The sequence below is a fragment of the Streptomyces sp. NC-S4 genome (genome assembly GCF_054353315.1).
This window is the reverse complement of the sequence record NZ_CM135937.1, coordinates 5,111,154-5,128,676: the sequence shown is the minus strand read 5'-3', so window position 1 is coordinate 5,128,676 and position 17,523 is coordinate 5,111,154. Positions and strand designations below refer to the sequence as shown.

The following is a 17,523-nucleotide window of genomic DNA, read 5'->3' as shown; positions in this document are numbered from 1 at the left end:
TGGTGCCCGGTGAACGGGCTACCAGGTCAGAGCACGAAATTACTTCGTGATCTTGGTGACCTGGCCGGCGCCCACGGTACGACCACCCTCACGGATGGCGAACTTCAGGCCCTCCTCCATGGCGACCGGCTGGATCAGCGCGACCGTCATCTCGGTGTTGTCGCCCGGCATGACCATCTCCGTGCCGGCCGGCAGGGTGACGACACCCGTGACGTCCGTGGTACGGAAGTAGAACTGCGGACGGTAGTTGTTGAAGAACGGGGTGTGACGGCCACCCTCGTCCTTCGACAGGATGTAGGCCTGGGCCTCGAACTCGGTGTGCGGGGTGACCGAACCGGGCTTGATGATGACCTGGCCGCGCTCGACGTCCTCGCGCTTGATGCCACGGAGGAGCAGACCGACGTTCTCACCGGCCTGGCCCTCGTCGAGGAGCTTGCGGAACATCTCGATACCGGTGACCGTGGTGGTGGTCTTGGTCTCCTTGATACCGATGATGTCGACGGTCTCGTTGACCTTCAGGACACCACGCTCGATACGGCCGGTGACGACGGTACCGCGACCGGTGATCGTGAAGACGTCCTCGACGGGCATGAGGAACGGCTTCTCGGTGTCACGCGGCGGGGTCGGGATGGCCTCGTCGACGGCGGACATGAGGCCGAGGAGCTTCTCGCCCCACTCCTTGTCGCCCTCGAGCGCCTTCAGCGCGGAGACGCGGACGACCGGCAGGTCGTCGCCCGGGAACTCGTACTCGGAGAGGAGCTCGCGGACCTCGAGCTCGACGAGCTCCAGGATCTCCTCGTCGTCCACCATGTCGGCCTTGTTCAGGGCGACGACGATGTAGGGGACGCCGACCTGGCGGGCCAGGAGCACGTGCTCCTTGGTCTGCGGCATCGGGCCGTCGGTGGCGGCGACCACGAGGATCGCGCCGTCCATCTGCGCGGCACCGGTGATCATGTTCTTGATGTAGTCGGCGTGACCCGGGCAGTCGACGTGGGCGTAGTGACGCGCCTCGGTCTGGTACTCGACGTGCGCGATCGAGATGGTGATACCGCGCTGGCGCTCCTCAGGAGCCTTGTCGATCTGGTCGAAGGCCGAGGCCTCGTTCAGGTCCGGGTACGCGTCGTGCAGCACCTTGGTAATGGCGGCCGTGAGGGTCGTCTTACCGTGGTCAATGTGACCGATGGTGCCGATGTTGACGTGCGGCTTAGTCCGCTCGAACTTCGCCTTCGCCACGGGGTCCTCCTGGAGAGTGGTTCTGTACGCCTTACAGATCGGCGCCAGGTGATCTTTGCTGGAAAGCCGGCCCTCCGGGGCAATGGAGGATTACTCCTGTTGCCCCAGAGGCTCCGGTGACAAGCCTAAAGCGTGTACTCGGAAGAGTTACTCGCCCTTGGCCTTCGCGATGATCTCCTCGGCGACGTTCCGGGGAACCTCGGCGTAGGAGTCGAACTGCATCGAGTAGCTGGCGCGACCCGAGGTCTTGCTGCGGAGGTCTCCGACGTAGCCGAACATCTCCGAAAGGGGCACGAGGCCCTTCACGACGCGAGCACCGTGACGCTCCTCCATGGCCTGGATCTGGCCACGGCGGGAGTTGATGTCACCGATGACGTCACCCATGTAGTCCTCGGGCGTGGTGACCTCTACGGCCATCATCGGCTCGAGGAGCACGGGAGAAGCCTTGCGCGCGGCCTCCTTGAAGGCCTGCGAACCGGCGATCTTGAAGGCGAGCTCCGAGGAGTCGACCTCGTGGTAGCCACCGTCGAGAAGCGTGACGCGGACGCCCGTCATCTCGTAGCCGGCCAGGATGCCGAACTGCATGGCTTCCTGCGCACCGGCGTCGACCGAAGGGATGTACTCCTTCGGCACGCGGCCACCGGTGACCTTGTTCACGAACTCGTACGCCGGGCCGTCCGACTCGGTGATCGGCTCGATCGCGATCTGCACCTTGGCGAACTGACCGGTACCACCGGTCTGCTTCTTGTGGGTGTAGTCGTGACGCTCGACGGCCTTGCGGATCGTCTCGCGGTACGCGACCTGCGGCTTGCCGACGTTGGCCTCGACCTTGAACTCGCGCTTCATACGGTCGACCAGCACCTCGAGGTGCAGCTCGCCCATACCGCCGAGGATGGTCTGGCCCGTCTCCTCGTCCGAGTGAACGTGGAAGGAGGGGTCCTCCTCCGCGAGACGCTGGATGGCGACACCCAGCTTCTCCTGGTCACCCTTGGACTTGGGCTCGATGGCGACCTGGATGACCGGCGCCGGGAAGTCCATGGACTCCAGGATCACCTGGTTCTTGTCGTCACACAGCGTCTCACCGGTGGTGGTCTGCTTCAGGCCCATGACGGCGACGATGTCACCGGCGCCCACCGCGTCGATCTCTTCACGCTTGTTGGCGTGCATGCGGTAGATCTTGCCGATGCGCTCCTTCTTGCCCTTGACGGAGTTCAGCACCGCAGTGCCGGCCTCCAGGCGGCCCGAGTAAACCCGGACGAAGGTGAGCTTGCCGAGGTGCGGGTCGCTCATGATCTTGAACGCGAGCGCGGCGAGGGGCTCCTCGTCGGACGGCTTGCGCTTCACGACGACCTCGGGGTCGCGGACGTCGTGGCCCTCGATGGCCTCGATGTCCAGCGGCGACGGCAGGTAGCGGACGACGGCGTCGAGCAGGGGCTGAACACCCTTGTTCTTGAACGCCGTGCCACAGAACACCGCGGTGATCGTGGGCTCGCCCTTGCCCTTGCCGGAGTTCAGGATGATCCGACGGACGGCGGCGTGCAGCTGCTCGACGGAGGGCTCGTTGCCCTCCAGGAACAGCTCCATGATCTCGTCGTCGTTCTCGGCGACGGTCTCGACCAGCTTGCCGCGCCACTCTTCAGCAGCCTCGGTGTGCGTGGCCGGGATGTCGACGATGTCGTACATCTCGCCCTTGGTCGCCTCGGCGGACCAGACGAACGCCTTCATCGTGACGAGGTCGACGACACCCTGGAAGTCGGCCTCGGCACCGATGGGGAGCTGCATGACGATCGGAACCGCACCGAGGCGGTCCTTGATCATCTCGACGCAGCGGTGGAACTCGGCGCCGGTGCGGTCGAGCTTGTTGACGAAGCAGATGCGCGGCACGCCGTAGCGGTCCGCCTGACGCCAAACGGTCTCGGACTGCGGCTCTACGCCGGCCACACCGTCGAAGACGGTGACGGCGCCGTCGAGGACGCGGAGCGAACGCTCCACCTCGACGGTGAAGTCGACGTGACCCGGGGTGTCGATGATGTTGATGGTGTGGTCAACATCTTCGAGCGGCCAGTGGCAGGTGGTCGCGGCAGACGTGATGGTGATACCACGCTCCTGCTCCTGCTCCATCCAGTCCATCGTGGCAGCGCCGTCGTGGACCTCACCGATCTTGTACGACACACCGGTGTAGAACAGGATGCGCTCGGTGGTGGTCGTCTTGCCCGCGTCGATGTGGGCCATGATCCCGATGTTGCGGACCTTGGCCAGGTCAAGCGAAGTGGTAGCCATAAGGCTTCGGTCTTCTCTCGGTCTCGATGTGGGGTGGGACTACCAGCGGTAGTGCGCGAAGGCCTTGTTGGACTCGGCCATCTTGTGCGTGTCCTCGCGCTTCTTGACGGCAGCGCCAAGACCGTTGGAGGCGTCGAGCAGCTCGTTCATGAGGCGCTCGGTCATGGTCTTCTCACGACGGGCGCGGGAGTAACCCACGAGCCAGCGGAGGGCCAGGGTCGACTGGCGACCCGGCTTGACCTCGACGGGGACCTGGTAGGTCGCGCCACCGACACGGCGGGACTTGACCTCGAGGGACGGCTTGACGTTCTCCAGCGCGCGCTTCAGCGTGATGACCGGGTCGTTGCCGGTCTTCTCGCGGAGGCCTTCCATGGCGCCGTAGACGATGCGCTCGGCGGTGGAGCGCTTGCCGTTCAGGAGGATCTTGTTGATGAGCGACGTCACCAGAGGAGATGCGTAGACCGGGTCGATGATGACCGGGCGCTTCGGGGCGGGGCCCTTACGAGGCATTCTTACTTCTCCTTCTTGGCGCCGTAGCGGCTGCGGGCCTGCTTGCGGTTCTTGACAGCCTGGGTGTCAAGCGCACCGCGGATGATCTTGTAACGAACACCCGGCAGGTCCTTCACACGGCCACCACGCACGAGCACGATCGAGTGCTCCTGCAGGTTGTGTCCCTCACCCGGAATGTAAGCGGTGACCTCGATGCCGGAGGTCAGACGCACACGCGCGACCTTACGGAGCGCCGAGTTCGGCTTCTTCGGGGTGGTCGTGAACACACGCGTGCAGACACCACGACGCTGGGGCGAAGCCTCGAGCGCGGGAGTCTTTGTCTTCTCGACCTTGTCCTGCCGGCCCTTACGGACCAGCTGCTGGATCGTAGGCACTACTTCTCCGGTTTCTGTGTGCCGTGTAGTGAAACTAACCTGGAACTTTCCCGACCCACGCGGTCGGGTGTGTCGAACACTGCACGCTTTCACCGAGGTGAATCGGGCGCAGATTGCGGTGTGGTCTTCTCGGCTCTCCGCGGGGTCTTGAGCACGCGCGGGAGCCCAGGGCACACCCCAGGCACAAGGTCAGAGCGTACCTACCTCACAGAGGTAGGTCAAAACAAATGCCCAGCACGAAAACCCGCCGCGCGCAAGTGGGGAGCGGCCCCATCGGCCCGGCGCCCGGCCCCGGCGCCCTAAACTGACGGCTTGACCGGCGCGGGACACCCGCGAGTCGATCAGCAGGGAGCAGGACATTGGGGACCGTGGCACCCGGGCCGACCACAGTCGACGCTCGTCCCCCCGCCCCGCGCAGACCCGCCCCGCGCGGACCGGCCATCCGCAGGATCACCCGCTCCCGCGGTCCCCTGCTGGCCTTCCTGATCACCTCGGGCGCCTTCTGCGCCGCCTGGGTGGTGCGCGGCACCTTCCCCTTCGGGAACACCGGCCGGGCCCTGAACGACCAGGCCAACCAGTACGTGCCCTTCCACCGGGCGCTGTGGGACCTGGTCCACGGGCAGGCCGCCGGCGACGTCCTGTTCACCTGGCGCGGCGGCTTCGGACAGCAGTTCCTCGCCGACTACCACACCTATCTCGGCAACCCCTTCTCGTGGCTGGCCGTCGTCGTCCCGCGCGCCCACGTCGACCTCGCGGTCTTCGCGATCACCCCGGTCACCATGGGCGCGGCCGCCGCCGTGATGACGGTGTACCTCGGCAAGCTGCACCCCGGCCCCTGGTGGCAGCGGGGCGTGCTCGGGGCCACGTACGGCCTGTGCGGCTGGGCGCTGAGCGACGCCTCGTACATCCCCATGTGGCTCTGGGGCCTGGTCGCGCTCCCGATGCTCGGCATCGCCGTCGAGTGGTGCCTGGAGCAGCGCCGCTGGCCGGGCGTGGTCCTGCTGGTCGCGCTCGCCTGGTTCGGGAACTTCTACACCGCGATGATGGCCACGATGGCCGCCTGCGTCCTGCTGGCCGTCCGCATGGCCACCCGCGAGATGACGGCCCGCGACCGGCTGCGCGCCCTGTGGCGGGCCGCGACGGCGTCCGGGACCGGAATCCTGCTGACGCTGCCGCTGCTCCTGCCCTCGTTCCTGGCGAGCGGGGCCGCGCAGCCCACGAAGGCGGCCGCCTTCGACCCCGTACGGATCGAGGTCTTCCTCGCGGGCATGCTCCCGGCCACGCACCTGTGGGGCGGCCGCCCGCGGCTCTACGTCGCCTCGCTCGGGCTGATCCTGGCCGGCGCCTTCGTCCTCAACACGGCGGTCGCCCGGCGGACCCGTCTGGTGTGGGCGGCCGCGACCCTGCTCGTGCTGGCCTCCTTCCAGTTCCCGCCCACGCAGTACGTGTGGCACGGCCTGGCGGTGCCCAACGGCAACCCGTACCGCGAGGCCTTCGTCTTCAGCGGGATGGTCGTGATCGTGGCCTGGCTGGCACTGGCCAACCGGCCGCGCCCCCTGCACCTGGCCCTCGTCGCGGCCCTCCTGGTGGCGGCCGCCTTCGTACTGCGCCGCACCGACGACTTCGGCGGCTGGACCTGGCCCGCCGTGCTCGGCGGCGGTGCGGTCTCCCTGCTGGCCCTGGTCCTGCTGCGGCTGGGCGAGAAGCGCCGGTTCCTGATCCCGGTGGCCGCCGCCCTGATGATCGGCGTGGTGTTCGCCGAGTCCACTGTGGCCGCCGCGAACGCGGACGCCCGCCGGGCCCGCGAGCGCTGGGCCAAGCCCGTCGTCACCTCGAACCGGTCGATCGGCGACCACTTCGAAGCCGTCCGCGACGTGACCGGCTGGCCCGCCCACCGGACCGATTCGGGCGCGCCCCAGAGCGCGTACAACGACGCCCTGGCGCTGCGGGCGGAGGGTCCGCAGTACTACAGCAGCTACCTCCCCGAGGCCACCTACGCGGCGCTGGAGCCCCTGGGATACGGCTTCAAGAACGACGGCCGGACCTTCTTCGGCGCCGACGACCCCGTACTCGACGCGATCTTCTCGATCGGCGCGCGCGTCCGCCCGGGCACCGCCCCCGGCACCTGGACGGCCTCGAAGTTCCCCGCGCCCCCGCTGGTCACCGTCCGCAGCGCGCCCTACACCTCCCCCAACCCGGCGGACAGCGTCTACGCCCGCCAGGAGAACGTCCTGGGCGCCACCGTCCACCAGGTCCCGCCGATCACCCGCGGCGGGACCGCCACCGAGCAGACGTACACCGCCCAGTGCACCCCCGGGTCCGAGGCCTACTGGTACTCCCCCGCCCTCTACGGCACGATCCGCGCCGGCGACACCGAGAAGCCGCTGGAGGACGAGATGACCGGGGTGACCCCGCTCGGCCCCGTCCCGGCCTCCGGCAAGGTCGAGGTCACCGTGCGGACCCGTACGGAGGGCGCCGACGCGGGCGCCCACCCGCTGGGCTGCCTGGACCGCGCGGCCCTCGCCGCCTCCGTCGACCGTCTGAAGGCCACCGGCGCCACCGCGGTCGAGGTCGGCGACCACTCCATCGGGGCCACCTTCCCCGCGGGCACGCGGGGCACGGCCGTCATCGCCACCACGGCGGTCCCCGGCTGGAGCTGCTCGGCCCCGGTCAAGCCCTTCCACGGCCTGCTGGCCGTGGACCTCCCCCCGGGCACGACCGAGGTCTCCTGCACCTTCACCCCGAAGGGCTTCACGGCCGGCCTGACCGGCGGCGCACTGGCCCTCCTGACCCTCACCGCGGTCCCCCTGACCGCCCGACTGCGCCGCCGCCACAGGTCCGGATCCTGATCGCTCGCGGCGCGCGCCCCGTTCGCGAACCGGACTCATTCGATCATTCTTTCGATATCCCCTGCCATGATGTCGGCGGCAAACGATCAGACATCACCATGGGGGATTTCGCATGCTCAGCAAGGTCCGTGCAGCGGACGGCACGACGGCAAAGGCGTTCGGGCACCGGCGCGGCCCGCTGGTCCCGGCCGTGCTCCTGCTGTCGACGCTCCTGGTCGGCGGGTGCGCGCAGCACGCGGAAGACGACTCGACCGACGGCGACGGGCGGCCCCGGGCGTCCGCTCCGGCGGCCGCCGGCACCGCGTCCGTCCCCGCGGAGCAGGCGAAGCAGCCGTCCGGCACGTCCGAGGGCCGCCCCGCGGGGTGCGGCACGAACGACACCGACCAGGCCGTGCCGACGCGGAGTCCCGCCGACCTCAAGTGGATGATCTACCAGACCGACCTCCTGCCGGCCTCCCCGGCCGCCGGCCCCCTGAAGGTCGACGGCCCCGTCTGGTCCTGCTTCGCGCGCACTCCGCTCGGTGCCGTGATCGCGCTGCACGCCATCTCCGCGAAGATGGGCGGCTCCGACTGGAAGGTCGTCACCGAGAAGCAGCTGGCCCGCGGGCCGGGCCGGGACGCGTTCATCGCCGAGCGCAGCAAGCTCCCGGACACGAACAAGACCGGCACCCCCGGCAGCGACGGCACCTTCCTCGGCTTCAGGCTCATCAACGCTTCGAAGGACCAGGTCACGGCCATGATCCTGGTGCGGACGGCGGACGGCAGGCACGCCGCCCTCACCGCGTCCGCGGTGTGGGAGGACGGGGACTGGAAGCTGCGCCCGACGCTGACGGGGTCGATCACCGAGGGCATGACGGCGGTGGGCGGCACCGACGGATTCGTCCTGTGGGGTACCGGCAACGGCTCCTGACGTCCCGCCCGGGCCAGGAACGCCGCAGGGCGGCCACCCTCACGGGTGACCGCCCTGCGGTTACTGCTCTGCTGCGACTCAGCCGTTGTACGGGCCGTAGTCGTAGTCCTCCAGCGGGACGGCCTGGCCGGAGCCGGAGCCGAAGGGCGAGTAGTCGATGTCGTCGTAACCGACGGCCGAGTACATCGCGGCCTTGGCCTCCTCGGTGGGCTCCACCCGGATGTTGCGGTAGCGGGCGAGGCCCGTACCGGCCGGGATGAGCTTACCGATGATGACGTTCTCCTTGAGGCCGATGAGGCTGTCGGACTTGGCGTTGATCGCCGCATCCGTCAGGACTCGGGTCGTCTCCTGGAAGGACGCCGCCGACAGCCACGACTCGGTCGCGAGCGAGGCCTTGGTGATACCCATCAGCTGCGGACGGCCGGAGGCGGGGTGACCGCCCTCGGTGACCACACGACGGTTCTCGGTCTCGAACTTCGACCGCTCGACCAGCTCGCCCGGCAGGAGCTCCGCGTCGCCGGACTCGATGATCGTCACGCGGCGCAGCATCTGCCGGATGATGATCTCGATGTGCTTGTCGTGGATCGACACGCCCTGCGAGTTGTAGACCTTCTGGACTTCGCCGACCAGGTGGACCTGGACGGCACGCTGGCCGAGGATGCGCAGCACGTCGTGCGGGTTGGTGGCACCCATGGTGAGCTTCTGGCCCACCTCGACGTGGTCGCCCTCGTGCACGATGACCTTGGCGCGCTTCGAGATCGGGAACGCCGTCTCGTCGCTGCCGTCGTCGGGCGTGATGACGATCTTCTTCGTCTTCTCGGTCTCCTCGATCCGCACGCGGCCGGCGGCCTCGGAGATCGGGGCGACACCCTTCGGGGTACGGGCCTCGAAGAGCTCGACGACACGCGGCAGACCCTGCGTGATGTCGTCACCGGCCACACCACCGGTGTGGAAGGTACGCATCGTCAGCTGGGTACCGGGCTCACCGATGGACTGGGCGGCGATGATGCCGACCGCCTCACCGATGTCGACCAGCTTGCCGGTGGCGAGCGAGCGTCCGTAGCAGAAGGCACAGGTGCCGACCGCGGACTCACAGGTCAGGACCGAGCGGGTCTTGACCTCCTCGACGCCGTTGGCGACCAGGGCGTCGATGAGCACGTCACCGAGGTCGACGTTGGCCGGCGCGATGACCTTGCCGTCGATGACGACGTCCTCGGCCAGCATGCGGGCGTAGATCGAGGTCTCGACGTCGTCGGCCTTGCGCAGCACGCCGTCCTCGCCGCGAACGGCGATCTTCAGCTTCAGGCCGCGCTCGGTGCCGCAGTCCTCCTCGCGGATGATCACGTCCTGCGAGACGTCCACCAGACGACGGGTCAGGTAACCCGAGTCGGCGGTACGCAGGGCGGTGTCCGCCAGACCCTTACGGGCACCGTGCGTGGAGATGAAGTACTCCAGAACGGTGAGGCCCTCACGGAAGGACGCCTTGATCGGACGCGGGATGGTCTCGTTCTTCGCGTTCGACACCAGACCACGCATACCGGCGATCTGTCGCATCTGCATCATGTTTCCTCGGGCACCCGAGTCAACCATCATGAAGATGGGGTTCGTCTTGGGGAAGTTCGCGTTCATCGCCTCGGCAACCTCGTTGGTCGCCTTGGTCCAGATCGCGATGAGCTCCTGCGTGCGCTCGTCCTTGGTGATCAGACCGCGCTCGTACTGCTTCTGGACCTTCTCGTCCTGCGCCTCGTAGCCCGCGACGATGGCCTTCTTGGCCTCGGGCACGACGACGTCGGAGATGGCCACGGTGACGCCCGAACGGGTCGCCCAGTGGAAGCCGGCCGCCTTCAGGTTGTCGAGCGTCGCCGCCACGATGACCTTGGGGTAGCGCTCCGCCAGGTCGTTGACGATCTCGGAGAGCTGCTTCTTGCCCACCGAGTAGTCGACGAACGGGTAGTCCTCGGGCAGCAGCTCGTTGAAGAGCGCGCGACCCAGGGTGGTCTTCAGACGGAAGCTGTCGCCCGGCTGGAACTCCTGCTCGCCCTCCTCGGCGACCGGCGCCACCCAGCCGCGCGGCGGGATGGTGCCCACCGGGAAGCGGATGTCGACGGACGACTGCAGCGCGAGCTCGCCGTTGTCGAACGCCATCGTCGCCTCGGCCGTGGAACCGAACGCGCGGCCCTCGCCCTTGGTGTTGCGCAGCTCACCGTCGGTGGTCAGGAAGAACAGACCGAGGACCATGTCCTGGGTCGGCATCGTGACCGGACGGCCGTCGGCCGGCTTGAGGATGTTGTTCGAGGACAGCATCAGGATGCGGGCCTCGGCCTGCGCCTCCGCGGAGAGCGGCAGGTGCACGGCCATCTGGTCACCGTCGAAGTCCGCGTTGAACGCGGTGCAGACGAGCGGGTGGATCTGGATGGCCTTGCCTTCGACCAGCTGGGGCTCGAAGGCCTGGATGCCGAGGCGGTGCAGCGTGGGCGCACGGTTCAGCAGGACCGGGTGCTCGGCGATGACCTCTTCGAGGACGTCGTAGACGACCGTGCGGCCGCGCTCGACCATCCGCTTGGCGCTCTTGATGTTCTGCGCGTGGTTCAGGTCGACCAGGCGCTTCATCACGAACGGCTTGAAGAGCTCCAGCGCCATGGCCTTGGGCAGACCGCACTGGTGCAGCTTCAGCTGCGGACCGACGACGATCACGGAACGCGCGGAGTAGTCCACACGCTTACCGAGAAGGTTCTGGCGGAATCGACCCTGCTTGCCCTTCAGCATGTCGCTGAGGGACTTCAGGGGACGGTTGCCGGGACCGGTCACCGGACGACCACGACGACCGTTGTCGAAGAGGGCGTCCACGGCCTCCTGAAGCATGCGCTTCTCGTTGTTCACGATGATCTCGGGGGCACCGAGGTCGAGGAGACGCTTCAGACGGTTGTTGCGGTTGATCACGCGGCGGTACAGGTCGTTCAGGTCGGAGGTCGCGAAGCGGCCACCGTCCAGCTGCACCATCGGACGCAGGTCCGGCGGGATCACCGGCACGCAGTCCAGAACCATGCCCTTGGGCTTGTTGCTGGTCTGCAGGAACGCGGAGACGACCTTGAGGCGCTTGAGCGCACGGGTCTTCTTCTGGCCCTTGCCGGTACGGATGATCTCGCGGAGGCGCTCGGCCTCCTCCTCGAGGTCGAAGGACTCCAGGCGCTTCTGCAGCGCGGCGGCGCCCATGCAGCCGTCGAAGTACGTGCCGAAGCGGTCACGCAGCTCGCGGTAGAGGAGCTCGTCGCCCTCCAGGTCCTGGACCTTGAGGTTCTTGAAGCGGGCCCACACCTCGTCGAGGCGGTCGATCTCGCGCTGGGCGCGGTCACGGAGCTGCTTCATCTCGCGCTCGGCGCCTTCGCGCACCTTGCGGCGCACGTCGGCCTTCGCGCCCTCGGCCTCCAGCTCGGCCAGGTCGGACTCGAGCTTCTTGGCCCGGCCTTCGAGGTCCGCGTCACGGCGGTTCTCGATCTGCTGGCGCTCGACGGAGACGTGCGCCTCCAGCGACGGGAGGTCGCGGGTGCGACGCTCGTCGTCGACGAACGTGATCATGTACGCGGCGAAGTAGATGACCTTCTCGAGGTCCTTCGGCGCGAGGTCCAGCAGGTATCCGAGGCGCGACGGGACGCCCTTGAAGTACCAGATGTGGGTGACGGGAGCGGCAAGCTCGATGTGGCCCATCCGCTCGCGGCGCACCTTGGCGCGCGTGACCTCGACGCCACAACGCTCACAGATGATGCCCTTGAAGCGGACACGCTTGTACTTGCCGCAGTAGCACTCCCAGTCCCGGGTAGGACCGAAGATCTTCTCGCAGAAGAGTCCGTCCTTCTCGGGCTTGAGGGTGCGGTAGTTGATGGTCTCCGGCTTCTTGACCTCGCCGTGCGACCAGGTTCGGATGTCGTCCGCGGTGGCAAGGCCGATCCGCAGCTCGTCGAAGAAGTTGACGTCGAGCACTGTGCGTCAATCCCTCTTTCGGGGTCGAGTCTCAATCATGGTCTGAACGGTCCCGGGGATGACGGGGGGCTCTTGAGCGAGCCCCCCGTCAGGCCCGTCAGACCTCTTCGACGCTGCTCGGCTCGCGCCGGGACAGGTCGATACCGAGCTCCTCCGCCGCGCGGAAGACGTCCTCGTCGGTGTCGCGCATCTCGATGGACATGCCGTCCGAGGACAGCACCTCCACGTTGAGGCAGAGCGACTGCATTTCCTTGATGAGCACCTTGAAGGACTCGGGAATGCCCGGCTCGGGGATGTTCTCGCCCTTGACGATGGCCTCGTAGACCTTCACGCGGCCGGTGACGTCGTCGGACTTGATGGTCAGCAGCTCCTGGAGGGCGTAAGCGGCGCCGTAAGCCTCGAGCGCCCACACCTCCATCTCACCGAAGCGCTGGCCACCGAACTGTGCCTTACCACCCAGCGGCTGCTGCGTGATCATGGAGTACGGACCGGTCGACCGAGCGTGGAGCTTGTCGTCGACCAGGTGGTGGAGCTTGAGGATGTACATGTACCCGACCGAGATCGGGTCCGGGAACGGCTCGCCGGAGCGGCCGTCGAACAGACGCGCCTTACCGGACGGGAGGACCAGGCGGTCACCGTCGCGGTTCGGGATGGTGTGCTCGAAGAGGCCGGCGAGCTCGTCCTCGCGGGCACCGTCGAACACGGGGGTGGCGACGTTGGTACCGGGCTCGACACGGTCGGCCCCGATGACCTTCAGACGCTCGGCCCACTCCTCCGCCAGGCCGGAAACGTCCCAGCCGCGGCTGGCGAGCCAGCCGAGGTGGATCTCCAGGACCTGTCCCGGGTTCATTCGGGACGGGACACCCAGCGGGTTCAGGATGATGTCGACCGGCGTGCCGTCTTCCAGGAAGGGCATGTCCTCGATCGGAAGGATCTTGGAGATGACACCCTTGTTGCCGTGACGGCCGGCGAGCTTGTCACCGTCGGTGATCTTGCGCTTCTGGGCGACGTAGACGCGGACCAGCTGGTTCACGCCCGGAGGAAGCTCGTCGCCCTCCTCGCGGTCGAAGACGCGGACACCGATGACCTTGCCGATCTCACCGTGAGGGACCTTGAGCGAGGTGTCACGCACCTCGCGGGCCTTCTCACCGAAGATCGCGCGGAGCAGGCGCTCCTCCGGGGTCAGCTCGGTCTCACCCTTGGGCGTGACCTTGCCGACCAGGATGTCGCCGGCGACGACGTCCGCACCGATGCGGATGATGCCGCGCTCGTCGAGGTCGGCGAGGACCTCCTCGGAGACGTTCGGGATGTCCCGGGTGATCTCCTCGGGGCCCAGCTTGGTGTCACGGGCGTCGACCTCGTGCTCCTCGATGTGGATCGAGGAGAGGACGTCGTCCTGCACGAGGCGCTGCGACAGGATGATCGCGTCCTCGTAGTTGTGACCTTCCCAGGGCATGAACGCCACGAGCAGGTTCTTGCCGAGGGCCATTTCGCCCTCTTCGGTCGCGGGACCGTCGGCGAGGACCTGGGACTCGACGATCCGGTCACCCTCGTTGACGATGACCTTCTGGTTGACCGAGGTGCCCTGGTTCGAGCGGGAGAACTTCGCGACGCGGTACGTGGTGTACGTGCCGTCGTCGTTGGCGACGGTGATGTAGTCGGCCGAGACCTCCTGGACGACACCGTCCTTCTCCGCACGGATCGAGTCACCGGCGTCGACCGCACAGCGGTACTCCATGCCGGTGCCGACGAGCGGGGCCTCCGCCTTGATGAGCGGAACGGCCTGGCGCATCATGTTCGCGCCCATGAGGGCACGGTTGGCGTCGTCGTGCTCGAGGAAGGGGATCATCGCGGTCGCGACGGACACCATCTGGCGCGGGGAGACGTCCATGTAGTCGACGTCGTCGCCGGCGATGTAGTCGATCTCACCGCCACGACGGCGCACCAGCACGCGGTTCTCGGTGAAGCGCATGTCCTCGGACAGGCCGGCGTTGGCCTGGGCGATGACGAAGCGGTCTTCCTCGTCGGCCGTGAGGTAGTCGACCTCGTCGGTGACGACACCGTCGATGACCTTGCGGTACGGGGTCTCGACGAAACCGAACGCGTTGACGCGGCCGTAGGAGGCGAGCGAGCCGATCAGACCGATGTTCGGGCCTTCGGGGGTCTCGATCGGGCACATGCGGCCGTAGTGCGACGGGTGAACGTCACGGACCTCGAAGCCGGCCCGCTCACGGGACAGACCGCCGGGGCCCAGCGCCGACAGGCGGCGCTTGTGGGTCAGGCCCGAGAGCGGGTTGTTCTGGTCCATGAACTGCGACAGCTGGCTGGTGCCGAAGAACTCCTTGATGGAGGCGACGACCGGCCGGATGTTGATCAGGGTCTGCGGCGTGATCGCCTCGACGTCCTGGGTCGTCATGCGCTCGCGGACGACGCGCTCCATACGAGCCAGACCCGTGCGGACCTGGTTCTGGATGAGCTCGCCGACGTTGCGCAGACGACGGTTGCCGAAGTGGTCGATGTCATCGGTCTCGACCACGATCGAACGGCCGGACTCGCCGGTCGTCTCGGTCTCGCCGGCGTGCAGCTTGACCAGGTACTTGATCGTCGCGATGACGTCGTCGGTGGTGAGCACACCGGCGTCGAGCGGCTCGTCGGCGCCGAGCTTCTTGTTCACCTTGTAGCGGCCGACCTTGGCGAGGTCGTAGCGCTTCGGGTTGAAGTAGAGGTTCTCGAGCAGCGTCTGAGCGGCCTCGCGGGTCGGCGGCTCGCCCGGGCGCAGCTTGCGGTAGATGTCGAGCAGCGCGTCGTCCTGACCCTGGGTGTGGTCCTTCTCCAGGGTGGCGCGCATGGACTCGTACTCGCCGAACTCCTCGAGGATCTGCTCGGTGGTCCAGCCGAGAGCCTTCAGGAGGACGGTGACGGACTGCTTGCGCTTGCGGTCGATGCGGACACCGACCATGTCGCGCTTGTCGATCTCCATCTCCAGCCAGGCACCCCGGGACGGGATGATCTTGGCGGAGAAGATGTCCTTGTCGGACGTCTTGTCGATGGAGGAGTCGAAGTAGACACCGGGGGAGCGGACAAGCTGCGACACGACGACACGCTCGGTGCCGTTGATGACGAAGGTGCCCTTGTTGGTCATGAGCGGGAAGTCGCCCATGAAGACCGTCTGAGACTTGATCTCTCCGGTCTCGTTGTTCGTGAACTCGGCCGTGACGAACAGCGGAGCCGCGTACGTGAAGTCGCGCTCCTTGCACTCGTCGACAGAGTTCTTCGCCGGCTCGAAACGGTGGTCGCGGAAGGTCAGCGACATCGACCCGGAGAAGTCCTCGATCGGCGAGATCTCCTCGAAGATCTCTTCCAGACCGGACTTGGTGGGGACGTCCTGTCCACTCTCAAGCGCCGACTCGACGCGAGACTTCCAGGCGGCATTGCCGAGAAGCCAGTCAAAGCTCTCGGTCTGCAGCGCCAGGAGGTTCGGAACCTCGAGGGGCTCCTTGATCTTTGCAAAGGAGATGCGCAGCGGGGCGGTGCTGGCACCGTTGTTCGTATTGGTCGAGGCGTTGCGCGAGGCGGCCAAGAGGGGGTCCTTCCGAGGGCTCGGACTCACTACGCGCGTACCGGTCCCAGCAGACACAGAAGACAAGCCCCCCGAATCCAACCGAAAAGGCCAGGTCAGGGTGGATCAATCAAGTGTGCTCAAGCGTGGGCATGTCCCTGGCGACGGGCAGGGGACAGCTAACAGGCAGCGCAAAGGGTCAGTGTAGCCACTCGGCTCACTGATGTCCAGACCAGGTTTCCGGAAACCGGCAACAGGCCTTCCCCATGTCGTTCAACCAACACTGTGTCCAACGCTGCGGCGCCCGTACACGTGCACAGAGCGCGTATCAGTACTGCCCTCTTCGTAGTCGATCCATGCCTGGGATCCAGGATCCAGCTGGTCGACCTCTCGACGGGACTGAGAATTGCGCGCCGCGTCCCGTTCGTCAAGGCCCCCTGCTCCGAGCGGATCATCTTCGGACCCTGCGTCGGAGCAACGATGATCACCCTACTCCCCAACGGGACCAGGGCAAGTCAGGCACCGCGGGTACGCCAAAGGGCGACCACCCTTACGGGTGATCGCCCTTGGATGAGGCCCTGGAGGGCCTCAGAGGTGTTACTTGACCTCGACAGCCGCGCCGGCAGCCTTGAGGGCCTCGGCGGCCTTGTCAGCGGCCTCCTTGGCGACCTTCTCGAGGACCGGCTTCGGGGCGCCGTCCACGAGGTCCTTGGCCTCCTTCAGACCCAGGGAGGTCAGCTCGCGCACGACCTTGATGACCTGGATCTTCTTGTCGCCGGCACCGGTGAGGATGACGTCGAACTCGTCCTGCTCCTCGGCGGCGTCGGCAACCGGGCCACCCTGGGCGGGGCCGGCAACGGCGACGGCCGCGGCGGCGGTGACGTCGAACTTCTCCTCGAAGGCCTTAACGAACTCGGAGAGCTCGATGAGGGTCATCTCCTCGAACTGGGCGAGGAGGTCGTCCTGAGAGAGCTTCGCCATGATGGGCGATCCTTCCACTAAATCGGCAGGTGCCGGATGTATATAGAGGCGGGCGTAACGGCCCGCTACGACCCGCGCACTAGGCGGCGCGGATCAGTGCGCGAGCCGAATTACTCGGCACCGCCCTGCTCGGCGAGCTTGACGCGAAGCGCTTCCGCGGTGCGGACGAACTTCGACGGCAGCGCCTGGAAGAGCGAGGCAGCCTGAGACTGCTTGCCCTTGAACGCGCCGGCCAGCTTGCTGAGCAGAACCTCGCGGGACTCGAGGTCCGCAAGCTTCTTGATGTCGTCGGCGGAGAGAGCCTTACCGTCAAGGACACCGGCCTTGATGATGAGGTTCTGGTTCTCCTTGGCGAAGTCACGCAGAGCCTTCGCCGACTCCACCGGGTCACCGGTGATGAAGGCGACCGCGGTCGGACCAGCGAAGTGCTCGTCCAGCGCGGTGATCCCGGCCTGGTTGGCCGCAATCTTGGTCAGCGTGTTCTTCACCACGGCGTACTGGGCGTTCTCACCGAGGGAGCGACGCAGCGTCTTGAGCTGCGCGACGGTGAGACCCCGGTACTCGGTCAGCACGGCGGCGTTCGAGCTCTGGAACGCGTCCTTGAGCTCGGCTACCGATGCAGCCTTGTTGGGCGTCGGCATGGTGCGTTCGCCTCCTTCCGGGTGATGAGGACCGCTCAGAAGGGGCTGAACAAAAAACGCCCCGGCGCAGGCGCCAGGGCGTGGCTCGACCGGAACGAATTCCAGGAACCTTCCACAGTCACCTACGCGGGTCGTCCGTATTCAACGGATCCTTCGGCCACCGAACCCTTGCGGGCACGGCAACGACCAGCGGTCTTTGGCTTCTGGG

The 17,523-nt window shown here is 67.0% G+C and carries 10 protein-coding genes; 2 read left to right on the top strand and 8 right to left on the bottom strand.

Features of this window, described 5'->3' with window-relative positions; translation table 11 throughout:
* Positions 1-39: 39 nt before the first annotated feature.
* The 4 genes from tuf to rpsL all read right to left on the bottom strand — a co-directional run bounded on the left by tuf (position 40) and on the right by rpsL (position 4,397).
* Positions 40-1,233, bottom strand: a complete 1,194-nt coding sequence (gene tuf, locus ACXNSR_RS23090) for an elongation factor Tu (RefSeq protein WP_030008455.1) — start codon at positions 1,231-1,233, stop codon at positions 40-42.
* Positions 1,234-1,380: 147 nt separating this feature from the next.
* Positions 1,381-3,513, bottom strand: a complete 2,133-nt coding sequence (fusA, locus tag ACXNSR_RS23085) for an elongation factor G (RefSeq protein WP_458637408.1) — start codon at positions 3,511-3,513, stop codon at positions 1,381-1,383.
* 39 nt (positions 3,514-3,552) lie between these two features.
* Positions 3,553-4,023 carry a 30S ribosomal protein S7 gene (gene rpsG, locus ACXNSR_RS23080; protein WP_007265894.1) on the bottom strand — a complete coding sequence of 157 codons (471 nt, stop codon included), beginning with the start codon at positions 4,021-4,023 and terminating at the stop codon, positions 3,553-3,555.
* Positions 4,024-4,025: 2 nt separating this feature from the next.
* The gene (gene rpsL, locus ACXNSR_RS23075) at positions 4,026-4,397 is read right to left on the bottom strand and encodes a 30S ribosomal protein S12 (RefSeq protein WP_007265893.1); all 372 of its coding nucleotides are present in this window, start codon (positions 4,395-4,397) and stop codon (positions 4,026-4,028) included.
* 368 nt (positions 4,398-4,765) lie between these two features.
* On the opposite strand from rpsL, the gene ACXNSR_RS23070 reads away from it, so the two are divergent.
* Together ACXNSR_RS23070 and ACXNSR_RS23065 are read left to right on the top strand one after the other, a co-directional pair.
* Positions 4,766-7,246, top strand: a complete 2,481-nt coding sequence (locus ACXNSR_RS23070) for a YfhO family protein (RefSeq protein WP_458637407.1) — start codon at positions 4,766-4,768, stop codon at positions 7,244-7,246.
* Positions 7,247-7,358: 112 nt separating this feature from the next.
* Positions 7,359-8,156 carry a hypothetical protein gene (locus ACXNSR_RS23065; RefSeq protein WP_458637406.1) on the top strand — a complete coding sequence of 266 codons (798 nt, stop codon included), beginning with the start codon at positions 7,359-7,361 and terminating at the stop codon, positions 8,154-8,156.
* Between the two features lie 78 nt (positions 8,157-8,234).
* Here the strand turns inward: ACXNSR_RS23065 and ACXNSR_RS23060 are convergent, their stop codons facing one another.
* The 4 genes from ACXNSR_RS23060 to rplJ form a co-directional block, all read right to left on the bottom strand.
* Positions 8,235-12,134 (bottom strand): DNA-directed RNA polymerase subunit beta', encoded by a 3,900-nt coding sequence (locus tag ACXNSR_RS23060; protein WP_458637405.1) that lies wholly within the window; start codon positions 12,132-12,134, stop codon positions 8,235-8,237.
* Between the two features lie 97 nt (positions 12,135-12,231).
* Entirely contained in the window at positions 12,232-15,714 is a 3,483-nt protein-coding gene (rpoB, locus tag ACXNSR_RS23055; RefSeq protein ID WP_458637404.1) for a DNA-directed RNA polymerase subunit beta, read from the bottom strand.
* Between the two features lie 576 nt (positions 15,715-16,290).
* Positions 16,291-16,674: a 50S ribosomal protein L7/L12 gene (gene rplL, locus ACXNSR_RS23050; RefSeq protein WP_328789191.1), complete on the bottom strand. Its 384-nt coding sequence runs from the start codon at positions 16,672-16,674 to the stop codon at positions 16,291-16,293.
* A 110-nt stretch (positions 16,675-16,784) separates the two neighbouring features.
* Positions 16,785-17,315, bottom strand: a complete 531-nt coding sequence (gene rplJ, locus ACXNSR_RS23045) for a 50S ribosomal protein L10 (protein WP_364850894.1) — start codon at positions 17,313-17,315, stop codon at positions 16,785-16,787.
* Positions 17,316-17,523: the final 208 nt, after the last annotated feature.